Origin of the sequence: Litorivita pollutaquae, from assembly GCF_003205515.1 — a bacterium.
GTDB classification, from domain to species: Bacteria; Pseudomonadota; Alphaproteobacteria; order Rhodobacterales; family Rhodobacteraceae; genus Litorivita; species Litorivita pollutaquae.
Genome location: NZ_KZ826486.1, coordinates 77,637 through 96,482, shown reverse-complemented (window position 1 = coordinate 96,482; position 18,846 = coordinate 77,637). Strand labels below are relative to the sequence as shown.

Below are 18,846 nucleotides of genomic sequence, written 5' to 3'. Positions count from 1 at the left end.
TCGTGCGAACCGCATCAATCGGCGGTGAGTAGGGGCGGTTTTTTGCTCGACGAGATGCGGCCCTTTTTCGGCCCTTCGATCTTGAGGTCGATTTTGCCATCCTTGACGCCGACTTTGACCACACCGCCCTTGGCGAGCTTCCCGAACAGCAATTCTTCGGCCAGCGGCTTTTTGATGTGCTCTTGGATCACTCGGCCCAAGGGGCGCGCGCCCATCTTGCTGTCGTACCCTTTGTCGGCCAACCATTCGGCGGCAGGGCGGGTCAGCTCGATGGTGACATTGCGGTCCATCAATTGCGCTTCGAGTTGCAGCACAAATTTCTCGACCACTTGCAAGATCGTGTCTTTGGGCAGCGGCGCAAAGGAGACGACCGCGTCCAGACGGTTGCGGAATTCCGGCGTGAACGTGCGTTCAATGGCTGCGGTATCCTCGCCCTCGCGGCGGTCACGGTTAAACCCGATGGCCTCTTTGGCTTGCTCTGTGGCACCGGCATTGGAGGTCATGATCAAGATCACATTGCGGAAATCCACCGTGCGGCCATTGTGGTCGGTTAGCTTGCCGTTGTCCATCACCTGCAGCAGGATATTGTAGACATCGGGGTGGGCTTTTTCCATCTCGTCGAGGAGCAGCACGCAATGCGGATGCTCGTCCACACGGTCCGTCAACATGCCACCTTGGTCAAACCCGACATAGCCGGGAGGCGCACCGATCAGGCGCGAGACAGCGTGCTTCTCCATGTATTCCGACATGTCAAAGCGCAGCAGTTCAACCCCGAGGACATCAGCCAATTGTTTGGCCACTTCGGTTTTACCCACGCCAGTTGGGCCGGCAAAGAGATAATTGCCAATGGGTTTTTCCGGCTCGCGCAGACCGGCACGGGCCAGTTTGATCGCGGAAGACAGCGAATCGATGGCTGCGTCCTGTCCAAAGACCACGCGTTTGAGCGATTTTTCCAGATCCTTGAGCACTTCGGCATCGTCTTTCGAGACGTTCTTTGGCGGGATGCGGGCAATTTTCGCAACCACGGCTTCGATCTCTTTGACGCCAAGGGTTTTGCGGCGTTTGCTTTCGGGCACCAGCCGTTGTGCGGCACCGGCCTCGTCGATCACGTCGATGGCTTTGTCAGGCAATTTGCGGTCGTGAATGTAACGCGCGGCCAATTCCACCGCCGTTTTGATCGCATCATTGGTGAATTTCACCGCGTGATGCTCCTCGAAATAGGGTTGAATGCCGCGCAGAATTTTGACTGCATCCTCGACGCTTGGTTCACTGACGTCGATTTTCTGGAACCGGCGGCTAAGTGCGCGGTCCTTTTCGAAATGCTGGCGGAATTCTTTATAGGTGGTCGAACCCATGCAGCGCAGTTTGCCGCCCTGCAAAGCGGGCTTCAAAAGGTTCGAGGCATCCATCGCGCCGCCAGACGTGGCGCCGGCACCAATCACGGTATGAATTTCGTCGATGAACAGCACCGCATCGGGGTGGTCTTCGAGTTCAGTGACCACGGCTTTGAGGCGTTCTTCGAAATCGCCGCGATAACGGGTGCCGGCCAAAAGCGCGCCCATATCGAGCGAGAAAATGGTGGTTTCCGACAGAACATCAGGAGTTTCGCCTGCGACGATTTTGCGGGCAAGACCTTCGGCAATGGCGGTTTTCCCAACGCCGGGATCACCGACCAAGAGCGGGTTGTTCTTGCGGCGGCGGCACAGCACTTGAATGCAGCGTTCTACCTCGCCGGAGCGGCCGATCAACGGATCGACATCGCCTTGGCGGGCTTTTTCATTGAGATCGACACAGTATTTCCCAAGCGCGCTTTCCTTGGCTTCTGTGGCCTCGGTTGCGGTGCTGTCGTGGTCGGCCTCGTCGCTGGCACCCGAAATCGGGCGCGGTTCGCCGTAAGCGGGATCTTTGGCAACGCCATGGGCAATGTAATTGACCGCGTCGTAACGGGTCATGTCTTGTTCTTGCAAGAAATAGGCCGCGTTGCTTTCGCGCTCTGCAAAGATTGCAACCAGAACATTCGCGCCGGTGACCTCTGTGCGGCCGGAACTTTGCACATGGATGGCGGCGCGTTGAATGACCCGTTGGAAGGCGGCGGTCGGCACGGATTCCGATCCGTCGATATCGGTGACGAGATTGGCCAGATCCTCGTCGATAAACTCCACCAAAGTCCGTCGCAAATCATCCACATCGACGCTACAGGCCTTCATGACCTTGGCCGCTTCGGGCTCGTCGAGCAGGGCGAGCAAAAGATGCTCGAGGGTGGCAAATTCATGGCTACGGGCATTCGCAAGCGCCAGCGCGGCGTGGATTGCCTGTTCCAGTGTGTTCGAGAATGAAGGCACTGTGTGCTCCTTCTGATCTGGGTTGGGGCGATGTTGGCACCAACCATGGCCTGATAGTCTTAAAGTTTGGTCGATTGCGGCGCTGCTTCAAGTGCTTTTTCGAATTTTCTGATCACAATTCGTGATTAGGGTCGTATTTGCCGTGATTATGCACCCTAGGCGGTTGCGTTGCCGCAGGGGCAAGAGCGCGTTCGTTGCATAGAGCGGGAGTGAACGGGTGGTGCTTGGCAGGTTTTGGCAGGTGATAGGGCGTGGCCCGAAGGCTTTGACATGGGCGCGCGGTGCGGCTTTGCCTAGGGGAGTTAGAATTTATCCTTGCGGGCACGCAATTCGGTGAAGATGTCGGCGGGTGCCGCGCCTTCCATCCCGATGGCCCGTGCAAGCGCCGGATCATCACAGCGCAAGAACGGATTGGTCGCAAGCTCGAGGGCCAAGCTCGACGGAACGGTGAAGGCGCCTTTGGCGCGGGCGGCGTCGATATCTTTGCGACGCTGTTGCAGAGCAATGTTGTCGGGATCAACTGTGCGGGCGAATCCGGCGTTGCTTTGGGTATATTCATGTCCGGAATAGACCATGGTTTCGGGCGGTAGCGCGGCCATTTTGCCGAGGCTTTCATACATCTGTACCGGTGTGCCTTCGAAGAGGCGCCCGCATCCCAAGGCCATCAGGCTGTCGGCACTGAATAATGCGGCACTGGCCGGCAGGTAAAAGGCTATATGGCCAAGCGTATGGCCGGAGACGTCGATAATCCGGACCTCTTCGCCGCCAAAACGCAACCGGTCGCCTTCGGATACGGCGGTATCAAGCGCGGGCAAACGATGGACGTCTGCGGCGGCACCTATAACTTGCGCGGGGTCGGTTTCGAGCAATGGCGCAACGCCGTCGATATGATCCCAATGGTGATGGGTGAGAAAAATGTGGGTTAAACGCCAGCCCCGGGCACGCAATTCTTCGCGGATCGGCGCGGCATCGGGCACATCCACCACGGCGGTCTGGCCGCTATTGGCGTCATGCAGAAGATAGGCATAATTGTCCTTAAGACAGGGGATGGTGACGATCTCAAGAGGCATGGCATTTTATCTCCCTGTTGCTATGCTTTGCACAAATCTATGCTCAACGTGACCGATCCGGAGCCTGCCTGCAATGCATCTTGATGTTCAAGACCTGCGCAACTTTTACTACCGCAGCCATCTGGGCCGCGCAGCCCAAAAGACTGTGCGCGATCATATGTTGCGTCTCTGGCCCGAGGCCAAGGGGCAAACCGTGGTGGGGTTCGGGTTCTCCGTACCACTCTTGCGCCCTTACCTCGCACAGGCGCGCCGTGTTGTGGCCTTGATGCCTGCGCCGCAGGGGGTGATGCCGTGGCCTGCGGGGCAACCCAATGTATCGGTGCTGAGCGAGGAAACCCTTTGGCCATTGGAAACCGGACGGGTGGACAAATTGGTGTTACTGCACGGGTTGGAAACGTCGGACCGCCCTTCGGACCTGCTTGAAGAATGCTGGCGGGTGCTTGGACCGGGGGGGCGGGCGTTGTTTATCGTGCCGCATCGCGCCGGACTTTGGTCGCGGTCGGATCGGACGCCGTTCGGGTTTGGGCGCCCCTACAGTCAGGGGCAATTGGAAACCCAGCTTAAGCGGCACAATTTTTTGCCGGAACGGCATTTGAGCACATTGTATCAACCGCCGTCGCACCGGCGGTTCTGGCGCAAGACCGCGCCGATGTGGGAGAGCGTCGGCGGGACCTTGTCGATGGTGCTGTCGGGCGGTGTGTTGATGGTCGAGGCGACAAAACGGGTGCATTCGCCGGTCGGGCCGGGGTTGCGCGAGGCGGTTCGCAAGCCGCTGGGTGCCTTGGCGCCCAAACCAGAAGCGAAGCCGATCTAGCGGTGGTCTGGCAGAGCGGCGCGCAGGATTGGCGCGCATATGGCGCAGTGCGTTTTAGGTCTCCGACCAACCATTGCGCGCCTACCCTCGGGGCAAACACACCAATGGTCGAGCTTGGCCGTTATGAGGCCATCTTAGTGAACGCAGGGCGTGTTGCGGGAAATCTATATGGCGCCCGGCGCGGCCGCACCCCGGTCGCCGCAATCTGGGCGCACGATGACCGGGCACACGGGGCCGGGATGGCACATAAAGCGCGTGCCCGTGTATGAGCGCGTGCTTTCGGTTTCTTCCTGATAACGGTTTAGGTCGAGGGGCTCGACGTCATGGTGTTGAGCGGGATCGTCAGCGTGTCGGCCAACGTGCCATTGACGGTCAAATTCAGGCTGTCGTTCAACGCGTCCGAGACGATAAAGCCGCCCGCGCCATCGGCAACCCCGGTCGTTAGCCCCAGATCAACCGTTGCCATAATCGTGCCGCCGCCAAAGTCGGCAAGGAATCCTTCTTGGGTCAATCCGGTGCCGGCAGGTTTGTGCAGGAAGTAAACCGTGCCGGTTTGATTGAAGCTGAGCGGATCACCGGAGCCTGCGTCCGTCACGGTTTCGGATGAAACCACCGTCACTTGATAGTAATCCACCGCAGCATCCGCCGCCAGATTGACGGTCAGGGTGTCTGCCTCTTCGCTAAAGGCCAATGTGACCGGCGCGGTGGAGGCGGTCAGGTTCAAGGTGACCGCATCGGTGCCGGTGCCCGGATCGATCACCGCGCCGCCTGCGGTGGTGATCGCGTCATCGCCTGCGCCTGTGTCGATCACGACGTTGGCTTCGCCGGCGGTGATGGTATCATTGCCATCGCCCAGATCGACGATGCCGCCAACACCTTCGGTCCATGTGATATTGTCATTCCCCGCACCCGCATCGAGCAGCGTGGATGCCGTGATCGTGGCGGTGTCATCGCCTTCGGTCAGGGTTTGTGGGGTGATCGGCACGGTGAAGGTATCGGGCGCATCGGCGGCCAAAGCATCCTCGGTGCTGGTGACAAACCCGATAGCGGTTTCGACGTCAAAATCTGCGGCGACGATATTGGTAAAGCGCACCGTCAGCGACCCAACCTCATCACCAGTGGCATTGGTGGCGGTCAACAGCACATCAACACGGGTGTTGGCCTCGTTGCTGGTGGTGGTCAATTCGCTGATGACAGCAATGTCACCGTCTGCCGAGGCAAAGGCATCGATAAGCACCGTATCTTCTGCGGCGTTGAAATCGGTGATCTCGAAGATTGCACCATCCACGGCCGGTAGACCGTCTGCACCGGTCCAATCGCTCAGCATGTCTTCGGCTCCGGTCAAACCGACAACAAATGTATCCGCGCCCTCGCCGCCGGTGGCATAGGCATGTGCCGCCGCGATGGTGCTGCCCTGATAGGCAAGGGTGTCGTCGCCGTCGCCGCCTTCCAGTTCGGTGTTCTGCACCCCGAGGATCAGGTCGGCACCACCGTTGCCAAGCGCAGTTGCGTTGCCGCTCGCCGCGAGGGAGTCATCGTCCAGACCGCCTTTCCCAACCGATTGGTCCGACAAGATCAGCGTATCGCTACCGGCGTCACCTTTGGCCAATGCGGTGCCGCTGGCGGTGAGGGTGTCGCTGCCCTCTTCTCCCTCGCCAAAAGCGTTGCCGGTCAAGGTCATGATATCGCTGCCAAATCCGCCGGACAGGGTGGAATCCCCGGCGCCTATCAGCGTATCCGATCCGGTGCTGCCAATTGCTTCGCCATTGGCCGATGCGGTGAGCATATCATTGCCGGCGCCGCCGACGACTGTGCCGGTGCCTTCTGCAATCATGGTATCGTCGCCATCGCCGCCAAAGGCGACCTCATCATCCGATGCGGTGAGGGTATCCGCACCGGGGGTGCCGGTGATGGTGTCAATCTCCGGCGGTTCGGACGGCGGAAGCTCTGGCGTTTCATCCACCTCTTCGGCCTCGTTCTCTTCGGCTTCGTTGTCGCCGGAATCATCGGCAATATCATACAGAATTCCGAGGGCCATTGATCCGACCAAGGCATAGAAAACCGTCAATATCATCCCCGAAACTCCCGCTAAACATGGTTAACTCTAGATAGCGTTGGGGGATGGGGTGGTCAATTTATGCGGGTATTGGTGGGGTTGGGGTGCAACAATCATTGACTTAGAGCGAGATTGTTTCGCGAATCGCATGCCAACGGGCAGAGTTTACGGCGGCGGGATGACTGATTCTGTCCGAGATAAGGACTGCGCACGGGCGCAAGGGCGCGCCGGACTTGAGGTGGTGTCAGGCGGCGGCGTTGGGGCGGCGGTGTCGGCTCGAATGCGCTGGGCGCAGTGACCGGCGAGGAGCGAAAGGGCGACGCCCACATGTATTGCCTACAGGAAAATCGTTGTTCTATTGGGCCTGTGGAAACCCGCTCTATTATCGAAACACTGGCCTATGGGGCCATCGGCCCCGGCATGGCGGCTGGCGCAGCCGTGGTATTGCGCCGGATTTCACCCTGTCTCGGCCCTGCATCCTGATTGGCTTGATCGACCGGACCCTAAAAGGGACCAGAATTAGGCCGCGAGACGGGCCGTGATGCTGAAGGCGAGGTCGACGCGTTTGAGATCATGTTGACCGGTGACGCGGATCACACGGCGGGCGGGAATGACGCCGTCTTGCAGCAATACGACATCGGTATAGAGACCTTCGGGGTGTGGGCGAAAGCTGATGCGCGGGACGGAGCGACCCTCGGTCAGCTCAATCAACAGAATTTCGTGCTCGGGAGCGAAGCCGTTGATCACGTCATCGGGCGCACCGATGCCCGCGCCGTGGTGCAGGGACAGTGCGGCAGGCGTCGGGGTTTCGGGGATAACCTGCGGCTCTGTCGGTAGCGCTGCGCGGATCGGGGCAGCGTCACTGTCGTGCGTGGCTTCGGGGAGGGCGGCAGCATGGATTTGCGTGGCGCGAGTGGCCAGCGCGGCGCAGCGGCCCAAGAGGACGGCATCTTCTTCACTCTCGAGCATATCGTCTTCGTTGTCGGTGTTTTGCGCCCCGTGTTGCTCTGCGGTGTCCGGCGTGGCTGTGTCGGTTGCGGGTGCCGGATCGGGAGCGGGAGTGGCCGGATGCAGCGGCGTGCGGCGACGGTCTTCGGGGGCGTTAAAGACCATCGTGTCGGCATCCGTGATCATCAAAGCTGCGACAGCGGATTCGGTTGCGGTATTGGATTGCACCGCAGAAATATCATCAGTGGGCACCGCGTGAGTGGCAAATTCCGCCAAGTCTAACGCAGCTTCTGCGGGGCGACGTGTCGAGGGCGCCGGTTGGGTGGCCGCGTCTGTGGCGCGCCGCGCGCGGCGCGGGGTTACAGGTGCAGACGGCGCGAAGGTATTGTCGGTTTCTGAGGGCGTTGCCTCAACGGGCGTGGCGGGTTGATCGACGCTGTGGCTGGCGCTGCGGCCCGTGCGAATCAATGGGCGACCTTCATCGATTTTTGAACGCAGCGCAGAAAGCAGCGCGGCATCGGCCTCTATGGCCGCATCCCGCGGAGCGTGGGCATAAGATTGAGTGCCATCCGCATTCTCAAGGACGAGATCACCGGCATCGTCGCGGGACGTTTCCGGCATGTGTGTATCTTCGGGCGAGGTGCGGCGGCCAAGGCGGCCGGTGAGTGCGCCGGTCAGGGCGCTCAGGGATGGAAAAGAGGACTGTCGCATCAGCATGTTCGTGTCTCCGCTGTCGCTTCTTCATAAAGCGTTAACCATTTCAATTCCGTTCTTGAAAGCAAAGCGTGACAACTAGAGGGCGCAAAAGGGGCGATATCTTGCCGAAAGGTTAATTTGTGTCCCCGACGGCGCAGAGCGCGCGAGATGGGCGGTGCCTGCCAACAATTAACACCCAAGTCCGACGATGCGCGGCAGCCGTTTGGAGGGCCGAAAAAGCGGGTTTGAGGTCCGACCGGCCCCATGGTGGCGCTAACATGGATTGCGGCGTAAACCTCCGGTTTTGCGCTTCAAAGGTGCAAGGGAATCGCAAAAAGTCCCGATTTTGTGACTTTTTATTTCCCGATCAGGCGTCGCAAAGCGCCGCACTTGGGGTAATCAATTGAAAATAAAAGGTATTCATTTGCATACAATCAATTCTGAGCGGGTTGCTAGGAAGGAATTGCTCTGCTACACCCACGCCGATTTCTAAGCTTTGAAAACGCTCAAGGCATCCAAAACGCCCTCGGATGGCCCCAGACGGGTCCTGTCAAACCGAGGCCAGATATTCGGAAGGGTGGACGTGTCCGAACCAGCTGCGATCTCCTCCGGCATTGCCGCACGCTATGCCACGGCCGTTTTTGACCTGGCCAAAGAAACAAATAAGGTGAAAGCCGTCGAGAGCGATGTAAGTGCTCTTGAAGAGGCTCTTGCCACCAGCGCCGATCTTGCTGACCTGATCTCGTCGCCCGTTTACACGCGCGACGAGCAGGAAGGTGCGATTGCCGCGATTGCCAAACAGATGAAGCTGTCGCCAATGATGGGCAACACGCTGCGACTGATGGCGACGAAACGCCGCTTGTTTGTTCTGCCTGCTTTGCTTGTCGCCCTGCGCGAAGCCATTGCAGCGGACAAAGGCGAAGTCACTGCAGAGGTCATTTCGGCCAAGGCGTTGACCAAAACGCAGTCGGACAAATTGTCCAAAGTGTTGGCCAGCAATGTCGGCAAAGACGTTTCCATCAAAGCGACCGTGGATGAGAGCCTCATCGGCGGTCTTGTTGTTAAAGTGGGTTCGAAGATGGTCGATACGTCGATCCGCTCGCGCCTCAACTCCCTCCAGAATGCAATGAAAGAGGTCGGATAAATGGGTATCCAAGCTGCAGAGATTTCTGCGATCCTGAAGGACCAGATCAAAAACTTTGGCAAAGACGCCGAAGTTGCCGAGGTCGGCCGCGTGCTGTCCGTTGGCGATGGTATCGCACGTGTGCACGGTCTTGATAACGTGCAGGCCGGTGAAATGGTCGAATTCCCCGGTGGTATCCGCGGGATGGCGCTTAACCTTGAATCTGACAACGTTGGTGTTGTTATCTTCGGGTCCGATAGCGCCATTAAAGAAGGTGACGTTGTCAAACGCACCAACTCGATCGTGGATGCGCCCGCAGGCGATGCCCTGTTGGGTCGCGTCGTGGACGGTCTTGGGAACCCGCTGGACGGCAAAGGTCCGATCGAGGCGGCCGAGCGCCGGATCGCGGATTGCAAGGCACCGGGCATTATCCCGCGTAAATCGGTACACGAGCCGATGGCAACGGGCCTCAAATCTGTGGATGCGATGATCCCCGTTGGCCGTGGCCAGCGTGAGCTTATCATTGGTGACCGTCAGACCGGCAAAACCGCTGTGGCTCTGGATGCGATCCTGAACCAGAAATCCTACAACGAAGCGGCTGGCGATGATGAGAGCAAAAAGCTCTACTGCATCTATGTTGCGATCGGCCAAAAGCGTTCGACCGTTGCCCAGTTGGTGAAGAAGCTCGAAGAAAGCGGCGCGATCGAATACACGACCGTTGTGGCCGCGACGGCATCGGACCCCGCACCGATGCAGTTCATGGCGCCCTATGCCGCGACTGCGATGGCGGAATATTTCCGTGACAACGGCCGCCACGCTTTGATCATCTATGATGACCTTTCCAAGCAAGCTGTGTCCTATCGCCAGATGTCGCTTTTGCTGCGTCGTCCGCCCGGACGTGAAGCCTATCCTGGTGACGTTTTCTATCTTCACTCGCGTTTGCTCGAACGTTCGGCAAAGTTGAACGAAGACTTCGGTGCGGGCTCCTTGACGGCGCTGCCGATCATCGAAACCCAAGGCGGTGACGTTTCGGCGTTTATTCCGACCAACGTGATTTCGATCACCGATGGCCAGATCTTCCTCGAAACCGAACTCTTCTACCAAGGTATCCGCCCTGCTGTGAACACCGGTCTGTCGGTGTCGCGCGTTGGCTCCTCTGCCCAGACCAAGGCGATGTCCTCGGTTGCCGGTCCGGTGAAGCTGTCGCTTGCGCAATATCGCGAGATGGCAGCCTTTGCTCAGTTCGGTTCCGATCTGGACGCCTCGACCCAAGCATTGCTCAACCGTGGTGCGCGTCTGACCGAGCTGATGAAACAGCCGCAGTATTCGCCGCTGACCAACGCAGAAATCGTTTGCGTCATCTTCGCAGGCACCAACGGTTACCTCGACAAAGTCGCGGTTTCGGATGTTGGCCGCTTTGAAGCTGGCATGCTGGCGCATCTGCGCGGGAAGCACGCCGATTTGCTCAAGTGGATCACCGATGAGGATCCCAAGATCAAAGGCGAAGCCGCAGATAAAGTGAAAGCCGCGCTCGACGAATTCGCCGCTGACTTCGCTTAAGGGGAGGTGAGGCAATGCCAAATCTCAAGGACCTTAAAAACCGGATCGCGAGTGTGAAAAACACCCGTAAGATCACCAAAGCCATGCAAATGGTTGCCGCGGCGAAACTTCGCCGCGCGCAGGAGGCTGCTGAACAGTCCCGTCCTTACACCGCGCGTTTCAACGCGGTTCTGGGCGGTCTGGCGGCCTCGGTTGGTGGATCGGATTCGGCGCCAAAATTGTTGTCGGGCACCGGCAGCGATCAGGTGCATCTGCTTGTCGTGATGACCGCCGAACGCGGTCTTTGCGGTGGTTTCAACGGGAACATCAGCAAATTGGCGCGTGCCAAAGCGCAGGAACTGGTGGCTCAAGGCAAGACTGTCAAAATCTTGACCGTGGGCAAAAAGGGCCGCGACGCAATTCGCCGCGACCTGGGTGATCTGTTTGTTGGCCATGTCGATTTGTCGGACGTGAAGCGTCTCGGCTACGACAATGCCCAAGGTATCGCTCAAGACATCCTGTCGCGCTTTGACGCGGGTGAGTTTGACGTCGCCACGATTTTCTATGCGAAATTCGTGAACGTCGTCACACAGATCCCGACCGCACAGCAAGTTATCCCCGCCGCTTATGAAGCGGATGAGGAGGCCGGTGCGGCCACGCTCTATGACTACGAGCCCAGCGAAGAGGCCATTTTGGCCGATCTGCTGCCGCGCGGTGTCGCCACGCAAATTTTCAGCGCTTTGCTGGAAAACGCGGCGTCCGAGCAAGGGGCGCGTATGTCTGCAATGGATAACGCCACACGCAACGCGGGCGAGATGATCGACAAACTGACGATCCAGTATAACCGCTCGCGTCAGGCGGTCATCACCAACGAGCTTATCGAAATTATCTCGGGCGCTGAGGCGCTCTAAGAGGACGGAGACAAACAATGGCTAATATTGGCAAAATCACGCAGGTGATCGGCGCCGTGGTCGACGTGCAGTTCAGCGATTCGCTGCCGGCGATCCTGAACGCTCTGACCACCGACAACAACGGCAAGGAGCTTGTGCTTGAAGTGGCACAGCACCTTGGTGAAAACACGGTTCGTGCAATCGCTATGGATGCAACCGAAGGCCTCGTGCGCGGTCAAGACGTGACCGACACCGACGCGCAGATTTCTGTGCCCGTCGGCAAAGCGACCCTTGGCCGCATCATGAACGTGACCGGTGATCCGGTGGACGAAAAAGGCCCCGTGAATTCGGAAAGCCGCCGCCCGATCCACGGCGAGGCGCCTGCCTTCGACCAACAGTCGACCGCAACCGAAATCCTCGTGACAGGCATCAAGGTCATCGACCTTCTCGCGCCTTACACCAAGGGTGGTAAAATTGGCCTCTTCGGCGGTGCCGGCGTTGGTAAAACCGTTTTGATCATGGAATTGATCAACAACATCGCCAAAGTGCACTCGGGCGTGTCCGTGTTCGCCGGTGTTGGCGAGCGGACCCGTGAAGGCAACGACCTTTACCACGAGATGATCGAATCCGGCGTTATCGTTCCTGATAACCTCGAAGAGTCGAAAATTGCTCTGGTCTACGGCCAGATGAACGAGCCTCCCGGAGCGCGGATGCGGATTGCTTTGACCGGCCTGTCGCTGGCGGAACAGTTCCGTGACGACACCGGATCGGACGTTTTGTTCTTCGTCGACAACATCTTCCGCTTTACCCAAGCGGGTTCGGAAGTTTCGGCTTTGCTTGGCCGTATTCCTTCCGCTGTGGGTTACCAGCCGACATTGGCAACCGATATGGGCGCGATGCAGGAACGTATCTCCTCCACCAAATCCGGTTCGATTACATCGGTTCAGGCCGTGTATGTTCCTGCGGATGACTTGACCGACCCTGCGCCGGCCACATCGTTTGCTCACCTTGATGCGACAACGGTTCTTGACCGCTCGATCTCGGAAAAAGGCATCTATCCTGCGGTTGATCCGCTTGGCTCGACGTCGCGTTTGCTTGACCCGCTGATCATCGGCGACGAGCACTACAAAGTTGCGACAGACGTTCAACAGGTTCTGCAGCGTTACAAATCGTTGCAAGATATCATCGCCATTCTCGGCATGGACGAATTGTCGGAAGATGACAAACTCGCCGTGGCGCGTGCGCGTAAGATCGAACGCTTCTTGTCGCAGCCGTTTGACGTTGCAAAGGTCTTCACCGGTTCTGACGGTGTGCAGGTTCCGCTCGAGGATACCATCGCGTCGTTCAAAGCCGTTGTGGCTGGCGAATACGATCACCTGCCCGAAGGCGCCTTCTACATGGTTGGCGGCATCGACGAAGTGATCGCCAAAGCCGAGAAAATGGCGGCTGACGCTGCTTAAAGGGGGGCCTTATGGCTGATACCGTGCAATTCGATCTGGTGAGCCCTGAGCGGAGCGTTGCGTCGCTTGAGGTCACACAGGTTCAAATTCCCGGCGCTGACGGGGACATGACGGCCATGGCCAATCATGCCCCGACCATCACCACCTTGCGTCCTGGCCTGCTGTCGATCGACGGTCCGGCTGGTGCGGCATCCTTTGTTGTCACGGGCGGTTTTGCCCAAATCGGCGCGGACGGTATTACCGTTCTGGCCGAACGTGCGATCCCCCGTGAGGAGGTCACACAGGCGCATATGGACGAGATGGTGACCGCAGCGCGCCAAGCCCATGCGCAGGCGAAGGAAGTCTTTGTCAACGAGCCCGGCCCCGTCGATGACGCGGCCAAGCTTCTGGCGGATATGGTGGCCATGGGCGACCACATCGGTCTGTCGGCGAATTGATCCACGCCGCTTGGCGGGATATGTGAAATGATGAGAGAGCCCCGCCAACTGCGGGGCTTTTTCGTATCTGCAGGCGTCAAATTCTTGCCTGAGTTTTATTTTATCACCCTGTTAATTCGCAATACGTTAGACCTGTTTTCAGCGACAGGCAGACATAGATTTGGAAGCGCGGCAGAATGAAGCGTTTGGACAGCCACCGGATCGGCATGGATCAAGGTGACAATATACTGTTCTCGGAATTTGAGGACGGCGGCGACATGTGGACCGGAACAGGCCCGCGTGAACGCCGCAAAAAAGTGCAGTTTTCAGAGGCTTTTCTGGAGCCGCCCATGGTGCATTGCGCCTTGTCAATGTGGGACATGGACAGCGCCACCAATGCCCGCGCGGATACGACGGCGGAGAACATCACCCAAACCGGATTTGAGATCGTGTTTCGTACATGGGGCGATACCCGTGTGGCGCGGGCGCGGGTGCGGTGGATGGCGATGGGCGCTTTGGGCCATGAGGACGACTGGAAGCTGTATTGAACGGTCTATGCGGTGCAGGAGAGGGGCTATGGCGGGCGACGGAACTGCGGCGCAGCGCGTACGACCGTGCTTGTGCAGACATATCTAGAGAAGGCTAAGACACGCCGCTGATTTTTCCGCTACGCGTCAGGGACGCGGGGGTGCAGCCTTTGGTTCGTGCGGTCCGGCCGCGATCTGTAGCATGATGCCCGCGCCGCCGTTTACCGCGTTGGTACCGGGGTTTCGCCGCGATAGTCATAAAAGCCGCGGCCCGATTTTCGGCCCAGCCACCCGGCTTCGACATATTTGGTGAGTAGCGGGCAGGGGCGGTATTTGGTGTCCGCCAACCCGTCGTGCAGCACATTCATGATCGCAAGGCAGGTGTCGAGGCCGATAAAATCCGCCAATTCGAGTGGTCCCATCGGATGATTGGCACCCAGCTTCATTGAACTGTCGATGGATTTCACCGAACCGACGCCCTCGTAAAGCGTATAGACGGCCTCGTTGATCATCGGCATCAAGATACGGTTGACGATGAAGGCGGGAAAATCTTCGGCAGCGGCGGAGGTTTTGCCGAGCCGCTCAACCACCCTACGGCAGGCGTCATAGGTTTCCTCGTCCGTGGCGATGCCGCGGATCAATTCGACCAGTTGCATCACCGGCACCGGGTTCATGAAGTGGAAGCCCATGAATTTCTCCGGCCTATCGGTGCGACTGGCCAGCCGTGTGATCGAGATTGACGAGGTATTGGATGTCAGAATCGTGGTGGGGGTCAGATGTGGCAGCAATTCGTCAAAAATCGCCTGTTTGACAGTTTCGCGCTCGGTCGCGGCCTCGATAATCAGATCGCAAGCCCCCAAATCAATCAGTGTCGTCGTCGTTTTGATCCGGTCCATCGCGGCATTCCGGTCCTGATCCGAGACTTTCCCGCGCCCGACCTGCCGGTCCAAATTGGACGAAATCGTTTCAATTGCACCTTTTAATGCATCTTCCGAGATATCCGTCATCAAGACATCATAGCCCGCGAGCGCCATGACATGGGCGATTCCGTTGCCCATTTGACCCGCGCCGATGACGCCAACTGATTGGATTTCCATGAAAATGCCGCCTCTATTGTCGATGCTATTTCGAAAGATAGGCGGCGCGGCGCGGGGGCGCAAGTGCGTGTGATGACGGGTCATTCCGGTGGGCCATGCGGTTTTATATCAAAATCGGACTTTAGGGCCTTGGTAACATGGCAACGGCAAGGTCGGGCTGGGGTGAAAACATGAGGTGGGTGTAAATGACCTTTGAAACATTGGGCGAAGGGGCCTTGGACTACTTTCCGTGTCGTTACGGGAAATCGAAACTGCTTTTTCGCGGACCGAAGCGTCGGCTTGAAGGCGACTATGTGGCTTTTTTGGGCGGCTCTGAGACCTACGGCAAGTTTATTGAAACGCCGTTCCCAGCATTGGTGGAGCGGCAGCTGAACCTGCCCTGCGTCAATTTTGGCTGGTTGAACGCCGGTGTGGATGTGTTCTCGTCTGATGCAATGGTGCTGGAAGCGGCGGACAACGCGCGGGCAACCGTGGTGCAGGTCGTGGGCGCCCACAACATGTCGAACCGATTCTACGCCGTCCATCCGCGCCGCAATGACCGGTTTTTACAAGCCAGTGCTTTGATGCGTACGGTGTTCCGTGAGGTGGATTTTACCGAGTTTCATTTCACGCGGCACATGCTGCGCGCGTTGCGTAAGCTATCGCCGGAGCGGTACGTTATGGTGCGCGAGGAATTGCAAAACGCTTGGGTCGCGCGGATGAAAATGCTTTTGAGCAAGATCGGCGGAAAGACGGTTTTGTTGTGGTTTGCGGATCATCAACCGGATGCGCCCGTCGATGATGATCTGGCGAGCGATCCGCTCTATGTGACGCGTGAGATGATCGAGACCTTGCGCCCCTTGGTCACTGAAATCGTCGAGGTTACAGCCAGCGACGCAGCTATGGCGGTTGGGACAGAAGGAATGAAATATAGCCAGATGGAAGCCCCCGCCGCAGCGCAAATGATTGGACCCAAAGGCCATGCAGAGGCGGCGGCGGCGCTCGCGCCGGTATTGGGCGCGATGATTGGCGGCTAGGGTGCTTCGCCTAAGTGGTGGCGCGACACATGGACACATAAAAAGGCCCGCCTTGGGGTAAGGCGGGCCTTTTCTATTGCAACGCTGCGTATGGTTTACAGCTTTTCGGTCAACTCGGGGATGGCGTCGAACAGATCGGCAACGAGGCCGTAGTCTGCAACCTGGAAGATCGGCGCTTCTTCGTCTTTGTTGATTGCGACGATGATCTTGCTGTCTTTCATACCGGCCAAGTGCTGGATCGCGCCAGAGATGCCGACGGCGATGTAGAGATCCGGCGCGACGACTTTGCCGGTCTGACCGACTTGCAGATCGTTTGGCGCATAGCCCGAATCAACCGCTGCACGCGAGGCACCAACCGCCGCGTTCAGCTTGTCCGCGAGACCTTCGATCAAGGCGAAGTTTTCTTCGGAACCGAGGCCGCGACCACCGGAAACAATGATACCGGCCGAGGTCAGCTCGGGACGATCCGAGGCGGCAACTTTGTCTTCGACATGCGACGACAGGGCGGGATCGGCTGCGGCTGCGACGGTGTCCACGGCGGCCGAGCCACCTTCCCCTGCGGCATCGAATGTCGATGTGCGCACGGTGAGAACTTTTTTCGCATCCGAAGATTTCACGGTTTGGATCGCGTTACCGGCGTAGATCGGGCGCTCGAAGGTGGCGCCGTCGACGATGGCGGTCACATCCGACAAAACCATCACATCCAGCAATGCGGCAACGCGCGGCAGGATGTTTTTGGCCGAGGCTGTCGAGGGCGCGATGATGTGCTCATAATCGCCCGCGAGCGAGACGATCAAATCCGAAACGGGTTCGGCCAGACCGTTGGCATATAGCGCATCATCCGCGACCAAAACCTTGGAGACGCCGTCGATTTTTGCGGCCTCATCGCCAGCAGCAGACGGACCCGCGACCAAAACGGTCACATCCCCAAGCGCCTTGCCTGCGGTGACGGCTTTTGCGGTGGCATCGAGTGCCAATGCGCCGCCGGAGACTTCTGCGAGAAGAAGAACAGCCATTAGATAGCTCCTTTTTCTTTGAGTTTCGCGATCAACGCGTCAACCGATTCAACCATTTCGCCGGCCGTGCGCGACGCAGGCTCGGTGGTTTTGACGACTTCGAGGCGCGGCGTGGTGTCGACGCCGTAATCGGCAGCGGTCTTTTCTTCGAGCGGTTTTTTCTTTGCTTTCATGATGTTCGGCAAAGAGGCATAGCGCGGCTCGTTGAGGCGCAAATCGGCGGTGATGATGGCGGGCAGCTTGACCGAAATGGTTTGCAGGCCGCCGTCGACTTCGCGGGTGACTTTTGCCGCATCGCCGTCAATCTCGACTTCGGATGCGAATGTCGCCTGACCCCAACCGGTGAGCGCCGCGAGCATTTGGCCCGTAGCATTCATGTCGTTGTCGATGGCTTGCTTGCCCGCGATGACAAGGCCAGCGTCCTCGGCGTCGATCACACCTTTGAGGATCTTGGCCACGGCCAAAGGTTCGATGTCCTGATGGACGTCATCGGCGGCAACCACGAGGATCGCCCGATCCGCGCCCATTGCCAAAGCCGTGCGCAGGGTTTCTTGCGCTTGCTTGACGCCAACCGAAACCACAACGATTTCGTCGGCCTTACCGGCCTCTTTCAGGCGGATGGCTTCTTCGACAGCAATCTCGTCGAAGGGGTTCATCGACATTTTGACGTTGGCGAGATCGACGCCGCTTCCGTCCGCTTTGACGCGCACTTTCACGTTATAGTCGATCACACGTTTGACAGGCACTAACACCTTCATGAGCGTGGTCTCCCTTTGGGGTTTTAAAAGGGCGCGCCAGATTCGGGCACGCCAGTATGGTCGCGTTGATATATTCTTGCGCAGTGGGGAAACAGGGAAAAATACGGCTTTTCGGCTGTTGATGTCGCGTTTTTCACCCTTAAACGCCGGCGTTTATTCCGCGATACGGAATTATGCGACGGGAATCGATTTGCCGAGCGATATCAGTGCAAAGGGCGCAGGGGCAGGGCGTTACCGGTTGGCGCCGGGCACCCAAAGCACATCATCCTTGCCACCATTGTTGGCAACCCGGCCAGCGGCAAAAAACCAATCGGACAGGCGATTGAGATATTTCACAGCGGCGGGGTTGATTGATGCCTCGGTGGCCAATTCGGTGGCCAGGCGTTCGGCGCGGCGGCTCACTGTCCGGCATAGATGCAGATGTGCGGCCAAGGGCGTGCCGCCGGGCAAGATAAAGCTGCGCAGCGGTTCGAGCATCTTGCTCATGGCATCGATTTCCTGCTCCAACCGGTCGACTTGCGATTGAGCGATGCGCAGCGGCGGGTAGTCGGCATTGGCATCTTCATCCATGTCAGGGCGGCAGAGGTCCGCGCCAAGATCGAAGAGGTCGTTCTGGATGCGCGCGAGAGCCTCATCCATATCGCCCTCCGCATGCAGGCGCGCAAGGCCGAGGGTCGCGTTGGTTTCGTCAACGGTGCCATAGGCGGCGACGCGGGCCGCGTGTTTTTCAACACGGCTACCATTGCCAAGAGCGGTGGTGCCGGCGTCTCCGGTACGGGTGTAGATTTTGTTGATAACGACCATGGATCAGCCTCCGGTGCGGCGGAAATAGACAAAGATAAGGATCAATATGATGGCGATAAACTGCGCTACAATGCGCAATCGCATGACTTTATTGGCGTGTTTGCGGTTGAATTCGCCACCCTTGGCGAAGCCGCCGATGCCGACCATCAGGATGCCGACCACGGTAAGGCAGGCGACTGCCACAAGAATAAAGAGGGGGTCGTCTTTCATGGGGCATCTCCGTGTGTCGCGCAATGTGGGACAGATGTAGCGTGGATCGAGCGAAAAGCGAATT

At 58.5% G+C, this 18,846-nt stretch carries 17 protein-coding genes; 8 read left to right on the top strand and 9 right to left on the bottom strand.

Annotation, left to right across the window (positions count from 1 at the left end; genetic code table 11):
* Positions 1-14 precede the first annotated feature (14 nt).
* Together clpA and gloB are read right to left on the bottom strand one after the other, a co-directional pair.
* The gene (gene clpA / locus DI396_RS11570; protein WP_110796380.1) at positions 15-2,342 is read right to left on the bottom strand and encodes an ATP-dependent Clp protease ATP-binding subunit ClpA; all 2,328 of its coding nucleotides are present in this window, start codon (positions 2,340-2,342) and stop codon (positions 15-17) included.
* Positions 2,343-2,644: 302 nt separating this feature from the next.
* On the bottom strand, positions 2,645-3,412 hold the full coding sequence (gene gloB, locus DI396_RS11565) for a hydroxyacylglutathione hydrolase (protein WP_110796379.1): 768 nt from the start codon (positions 3,410-3,412) through the stop codon (positions 2,645-2,647).
* Between the two features lie 73 nt (positions 3,413-3,485).
* On the opposite strand from gloB, the gene DI396_RS11560 reads away from it, so the two are divergent.
* A complete protein-coding gene (locus DI396_RS11560) occupies positions 3,486-4,226 on the top strand; it encodes a class I SAM-dependent methyltransferase (protein ID WP_110796378.1) in 741 nt (246 codons plus the stop codon).
* Between the two features lie 301 nt (positions 4,227-4,527).
* On the opposite strand, the gene DI396_RS11555 is transcribed toward DI396_RS11560, so the two are convergent.
* Together DI396_RS11555 and DI396_RS11550 are read right to left on the bottom strand one after the other, a co-directional pair.
* The gene (locus tag DI396_RS11555) at positions 4,528-6,300 is read right to left on the bottom strand and encodes a hypothetical protein (RefSeq protein ID WP_110796377.1); all 1,773 of its coding nucleotides are present in this window, start codon (positions 6,298-6,300) and stop codon (positions 4,528-4,530) included.
* 501 nt (positions 6,301-6,801) lie between these two features.
* On the bottom strand, positions 6,802-7,947 hold the full coding sequence (locus DI396_RS11550; protein WP_110796376.1) for a hypothetical protein: 1,146 nt from the start codon (positions 7,945-7,947) through the stop codon (positions 6,802-6,804).
* Positions 7,948-8,509: 562 nt separating this feature from the next.
* Between DI396_RS11550 and DI396_RS11545 the strand changes: the two genes are divergently transcribed.
* The 6 genes from DI396_RS11545 (at position 8,510) to DI396_RS11520 (ending at position 13,902) form a co-directional block, all read left to right on the top strand.
* Entirely contained in the window at positions 8,510-9,070 is a 561-nt protein-coding gene (locus DI396_RS11545; protein WP_110796462.1) for a F0F1 ATP synthase subunit delta, read from the top strand.
* On the top strand, positions 9,071-10,609 hold the full coding sequence (gene atpA, locus DI396_RS11540) for a F0F1 ATP synthase subunit alpha (protein WP_110796375.1): 1,539 nt from the start codon (positions 9,071-9,073) through the stop codon (positions 10,607-10,609).
* 14 nt (positions 10,610-10,623) lie between these two features.
* Positions 10,624-11,499, top strand: coding sequence for a F0F1 ATP synthase subunit gamma (locus DI396_RS11535; protein WP_110796374.1), 876 nt, complete (start codon positions 10,624-10,626; stop codon positions 11,497-11,499).
* A 17-nt stretch (positions 11,500-11,516) separates the two neighbouring features.
* A complete protein-coding gene (gene atpD, locus DI396_RS11530) occupies positions 11,517-12,938 on the top strand; it encodes a F0F1 ATP synthase subunit beta (protein WP_110796373.1) in 1,422 nt (473 codons plus the stop codon).
* A gap of 11 nt (positions 12,939-12,949) precedes the next feature.
* Entirely contained in the window at positions 12,950-13,375 is a 426-nt protein-coding gene (locus DI396_RS11525; RefSeq protein ID WP_110796372.1) for a F0F1 ATP synthase subunit epsilon, read from the top strand.
* A gap of 176 nt (positions 13,376-13,551) precedes the next feature.
* Complete coding sequence (locus DI396_RS11520) at positions 13,552-13,902, top strand: H-type lectin domain-containing protein (protein WP_110796371.1); 351 nt, start codon at positions 13,552-13,554, stop codon at positions 13,900-13,902.
* 200 nt (positions 13,903-14,102) lie between these two features.
* Here the strand turns inward: DI396_RS11520 and DI396_RS11515 are convergent, their stop codons facing one another.
* Entirely contained in the window at positions 14,103-14,978 is an 876-nt protein-coding gene (locus DI396_RS11515; RefSeq protein WP_110796370.1) for a 3-hydroxybutyryl-CoA dehydrogenase, read from the bottom strand.
* Between the two features lie 185 nt (positions 14,979-15,163).
* On the opposite strand from DI396_RS11515, the gene DI396_RS11510 reads away from it, so the two are divergent.
* On the top strand, positions 15,164-15,994 hold the full coding sequence (locus DI396_RS11510; RefSeq protein WP_110796369.1) for a DUF6473 family protein: 831 nt from the start codon (positions 15,164-15,166) through the stop codon (positions 15,992-15,994).
* Positions 15,995-16,089: 95 nt separating this feature from the next.
* Here DI396_RS11510 and DI396_RS11505 read toward each other — a convergent pair whose 3' ends face one another.
* The 4 genes from DI396_RS11505 to DI396_RS11490 form a co-directional block, all read right to left on the bottom strand.
* Entirely contained in the window at positions 16,090-17,010 is a 921-nt protein-coding gene (locus DI396_RS11505; RefSeq protein ID WP_110796368.1) for an electron transfer flavoprotein subunit alpha/FixB family protein, read from the bottom strand.
* Positions 17,010-17,768: an electron transfer flavoprotein subunit beta/FixA family protein gene (locus tag DI396_RS11500; protein WP_110796367.1), complete on the bottom strand. Its 759-nt coding sequence runs from the start codon at positions 17,766-17,768 to the stop codon at positions 17,010-17,012. Before DI396_RS11500 ends, DI396_RS11505 begins: the two co-directional genes overlap by 1 nt.
* Positions 17,769-17,999: 231 nt before the next feature.
* Positions 18,000-18,572, bottom strand: a complete 573-nt coding sequence (locus DI396_RS11495; RefSeq protein WP_110796366.1) for a cob(I)yrinic acid a,c-diamide adenosyltransferase — start codon at positions 18,570-18,572, stop codon at positions 18,000-18,002.
* A 3-nt stretch (positions 18,573-18,575) separates the two neighbouring features.
* Positions 18,576-18,782: a twin transmembrane helix small protein gene (locus tag DI396_RS11490; protein ID WP_110796365.1), complete on the bottom strand. Its 207-nt coding sequence runs from the start codon at positions 18,780-18,782 to the stop codon at positions 18,576-18,578.
* Between the last annotated feature and the right edge of the window lie 64 nt (positions 18,783-18,846).

Coding starts and splice junctions, on each gene's coding strand:
- gloB (WP_110796379.1), bottom strand. CDS start 3,412: ATGCCTCTTGAGATCGTCACCATCCCCTGTCTTAAGGACAATTATGCC.
- DI396_RS11560 (WP_110796378.1), top strand. CDS start 3,486: ATGCATCTTGATGTTCAAGACCTGCGCAACTTTTACTACCGCAGCCAT.
- DI396_RS11555 (WP_110796377.1), bottom strand. CDS start 6,300: ATGATATTGACGGTTTTCTATGCCTTGGTCGGATCAATGGCCCTCGGA.
- DI396_RS11550 (WP_110796376.1), bottom strand. CDS start 7,947: ATGCTGATGCGACAGTCCTCTTTTCCATCCCTGAGCGCCCTGACCGGC.
- atpA (WP_110796375.1), top strand. CDS start 9,071: ATGGGTATCCAAGCTGCAGAGATTTCTGCGATCCTGAAGGACCAGATC.
- DI396_RS11535 (WP_110796374.1), top strand. CDS start 10,624: ATGCCAAATCTCAAGGACCTTAAAAACCGGATCGCGAGTGTGAAAAAC.
- atpD (WP_110796373.1), top strand. CDS start 11,517: ATGGCTAATATTGGCAAAATCACGCAGGTGATCGGCGCCGTGGTCGAC.
- DI396_RS11525 (WP_110796372.1), top strand. CDS start 12,950: ATGGCTGATACCGTGCAATTCGATCTGGTGAGCCCTGAGCGGAGCGTT.
- DI396_RS11520 (WP_110796371.1), top strand. CDS start 13,552: ATGAAGCGTTTGGACAGCCACCGGATCGGCATGGATCAAGGTGACAAT.
- DI396_RS11515 (WP_110796370.1), bottom strand. CDS start 14,978: ATGGAAATCCAATCAGTTGGCGTCATCGGCGCGGGTCAAATGGGCAAC.
- DI396_RS11510 (WP_110796369.1), top strand. CDS start 15,164: ATGACCTTTGAAACATTGGGCGAAGGGGCCTTGGACTACTTTCCGTGT.
- DI396_RS11505 (WP_110796368.1), bottom strand. CDS start 17,010: ATGGCTGTTCTTCTTCTCGCAGAAGTCTCCGGCGGCGCATTGGCACTC.
- DI396_RS11500 (WP_110796367.1), bottom strand. CDS start 17,768: ATGAAGGTGTTAGTGCCTGTCAAACGTGTGATCGACTATAACGTGAAA.
- DI396_RS11495 (WP_110796366.1), bottom strand. CDS start 18,572: ATGGTCGTTATCAACAAAATCTACACCCGTACCGGAGACGCCGGCACC.
- DI396_RS11490 (WP_110796365.1), bottom strand. CDS start 18,782: ATGAAAGACGACCCCCTCTTTATTCTTGTGGCAGTCGCCTGCCTTACC.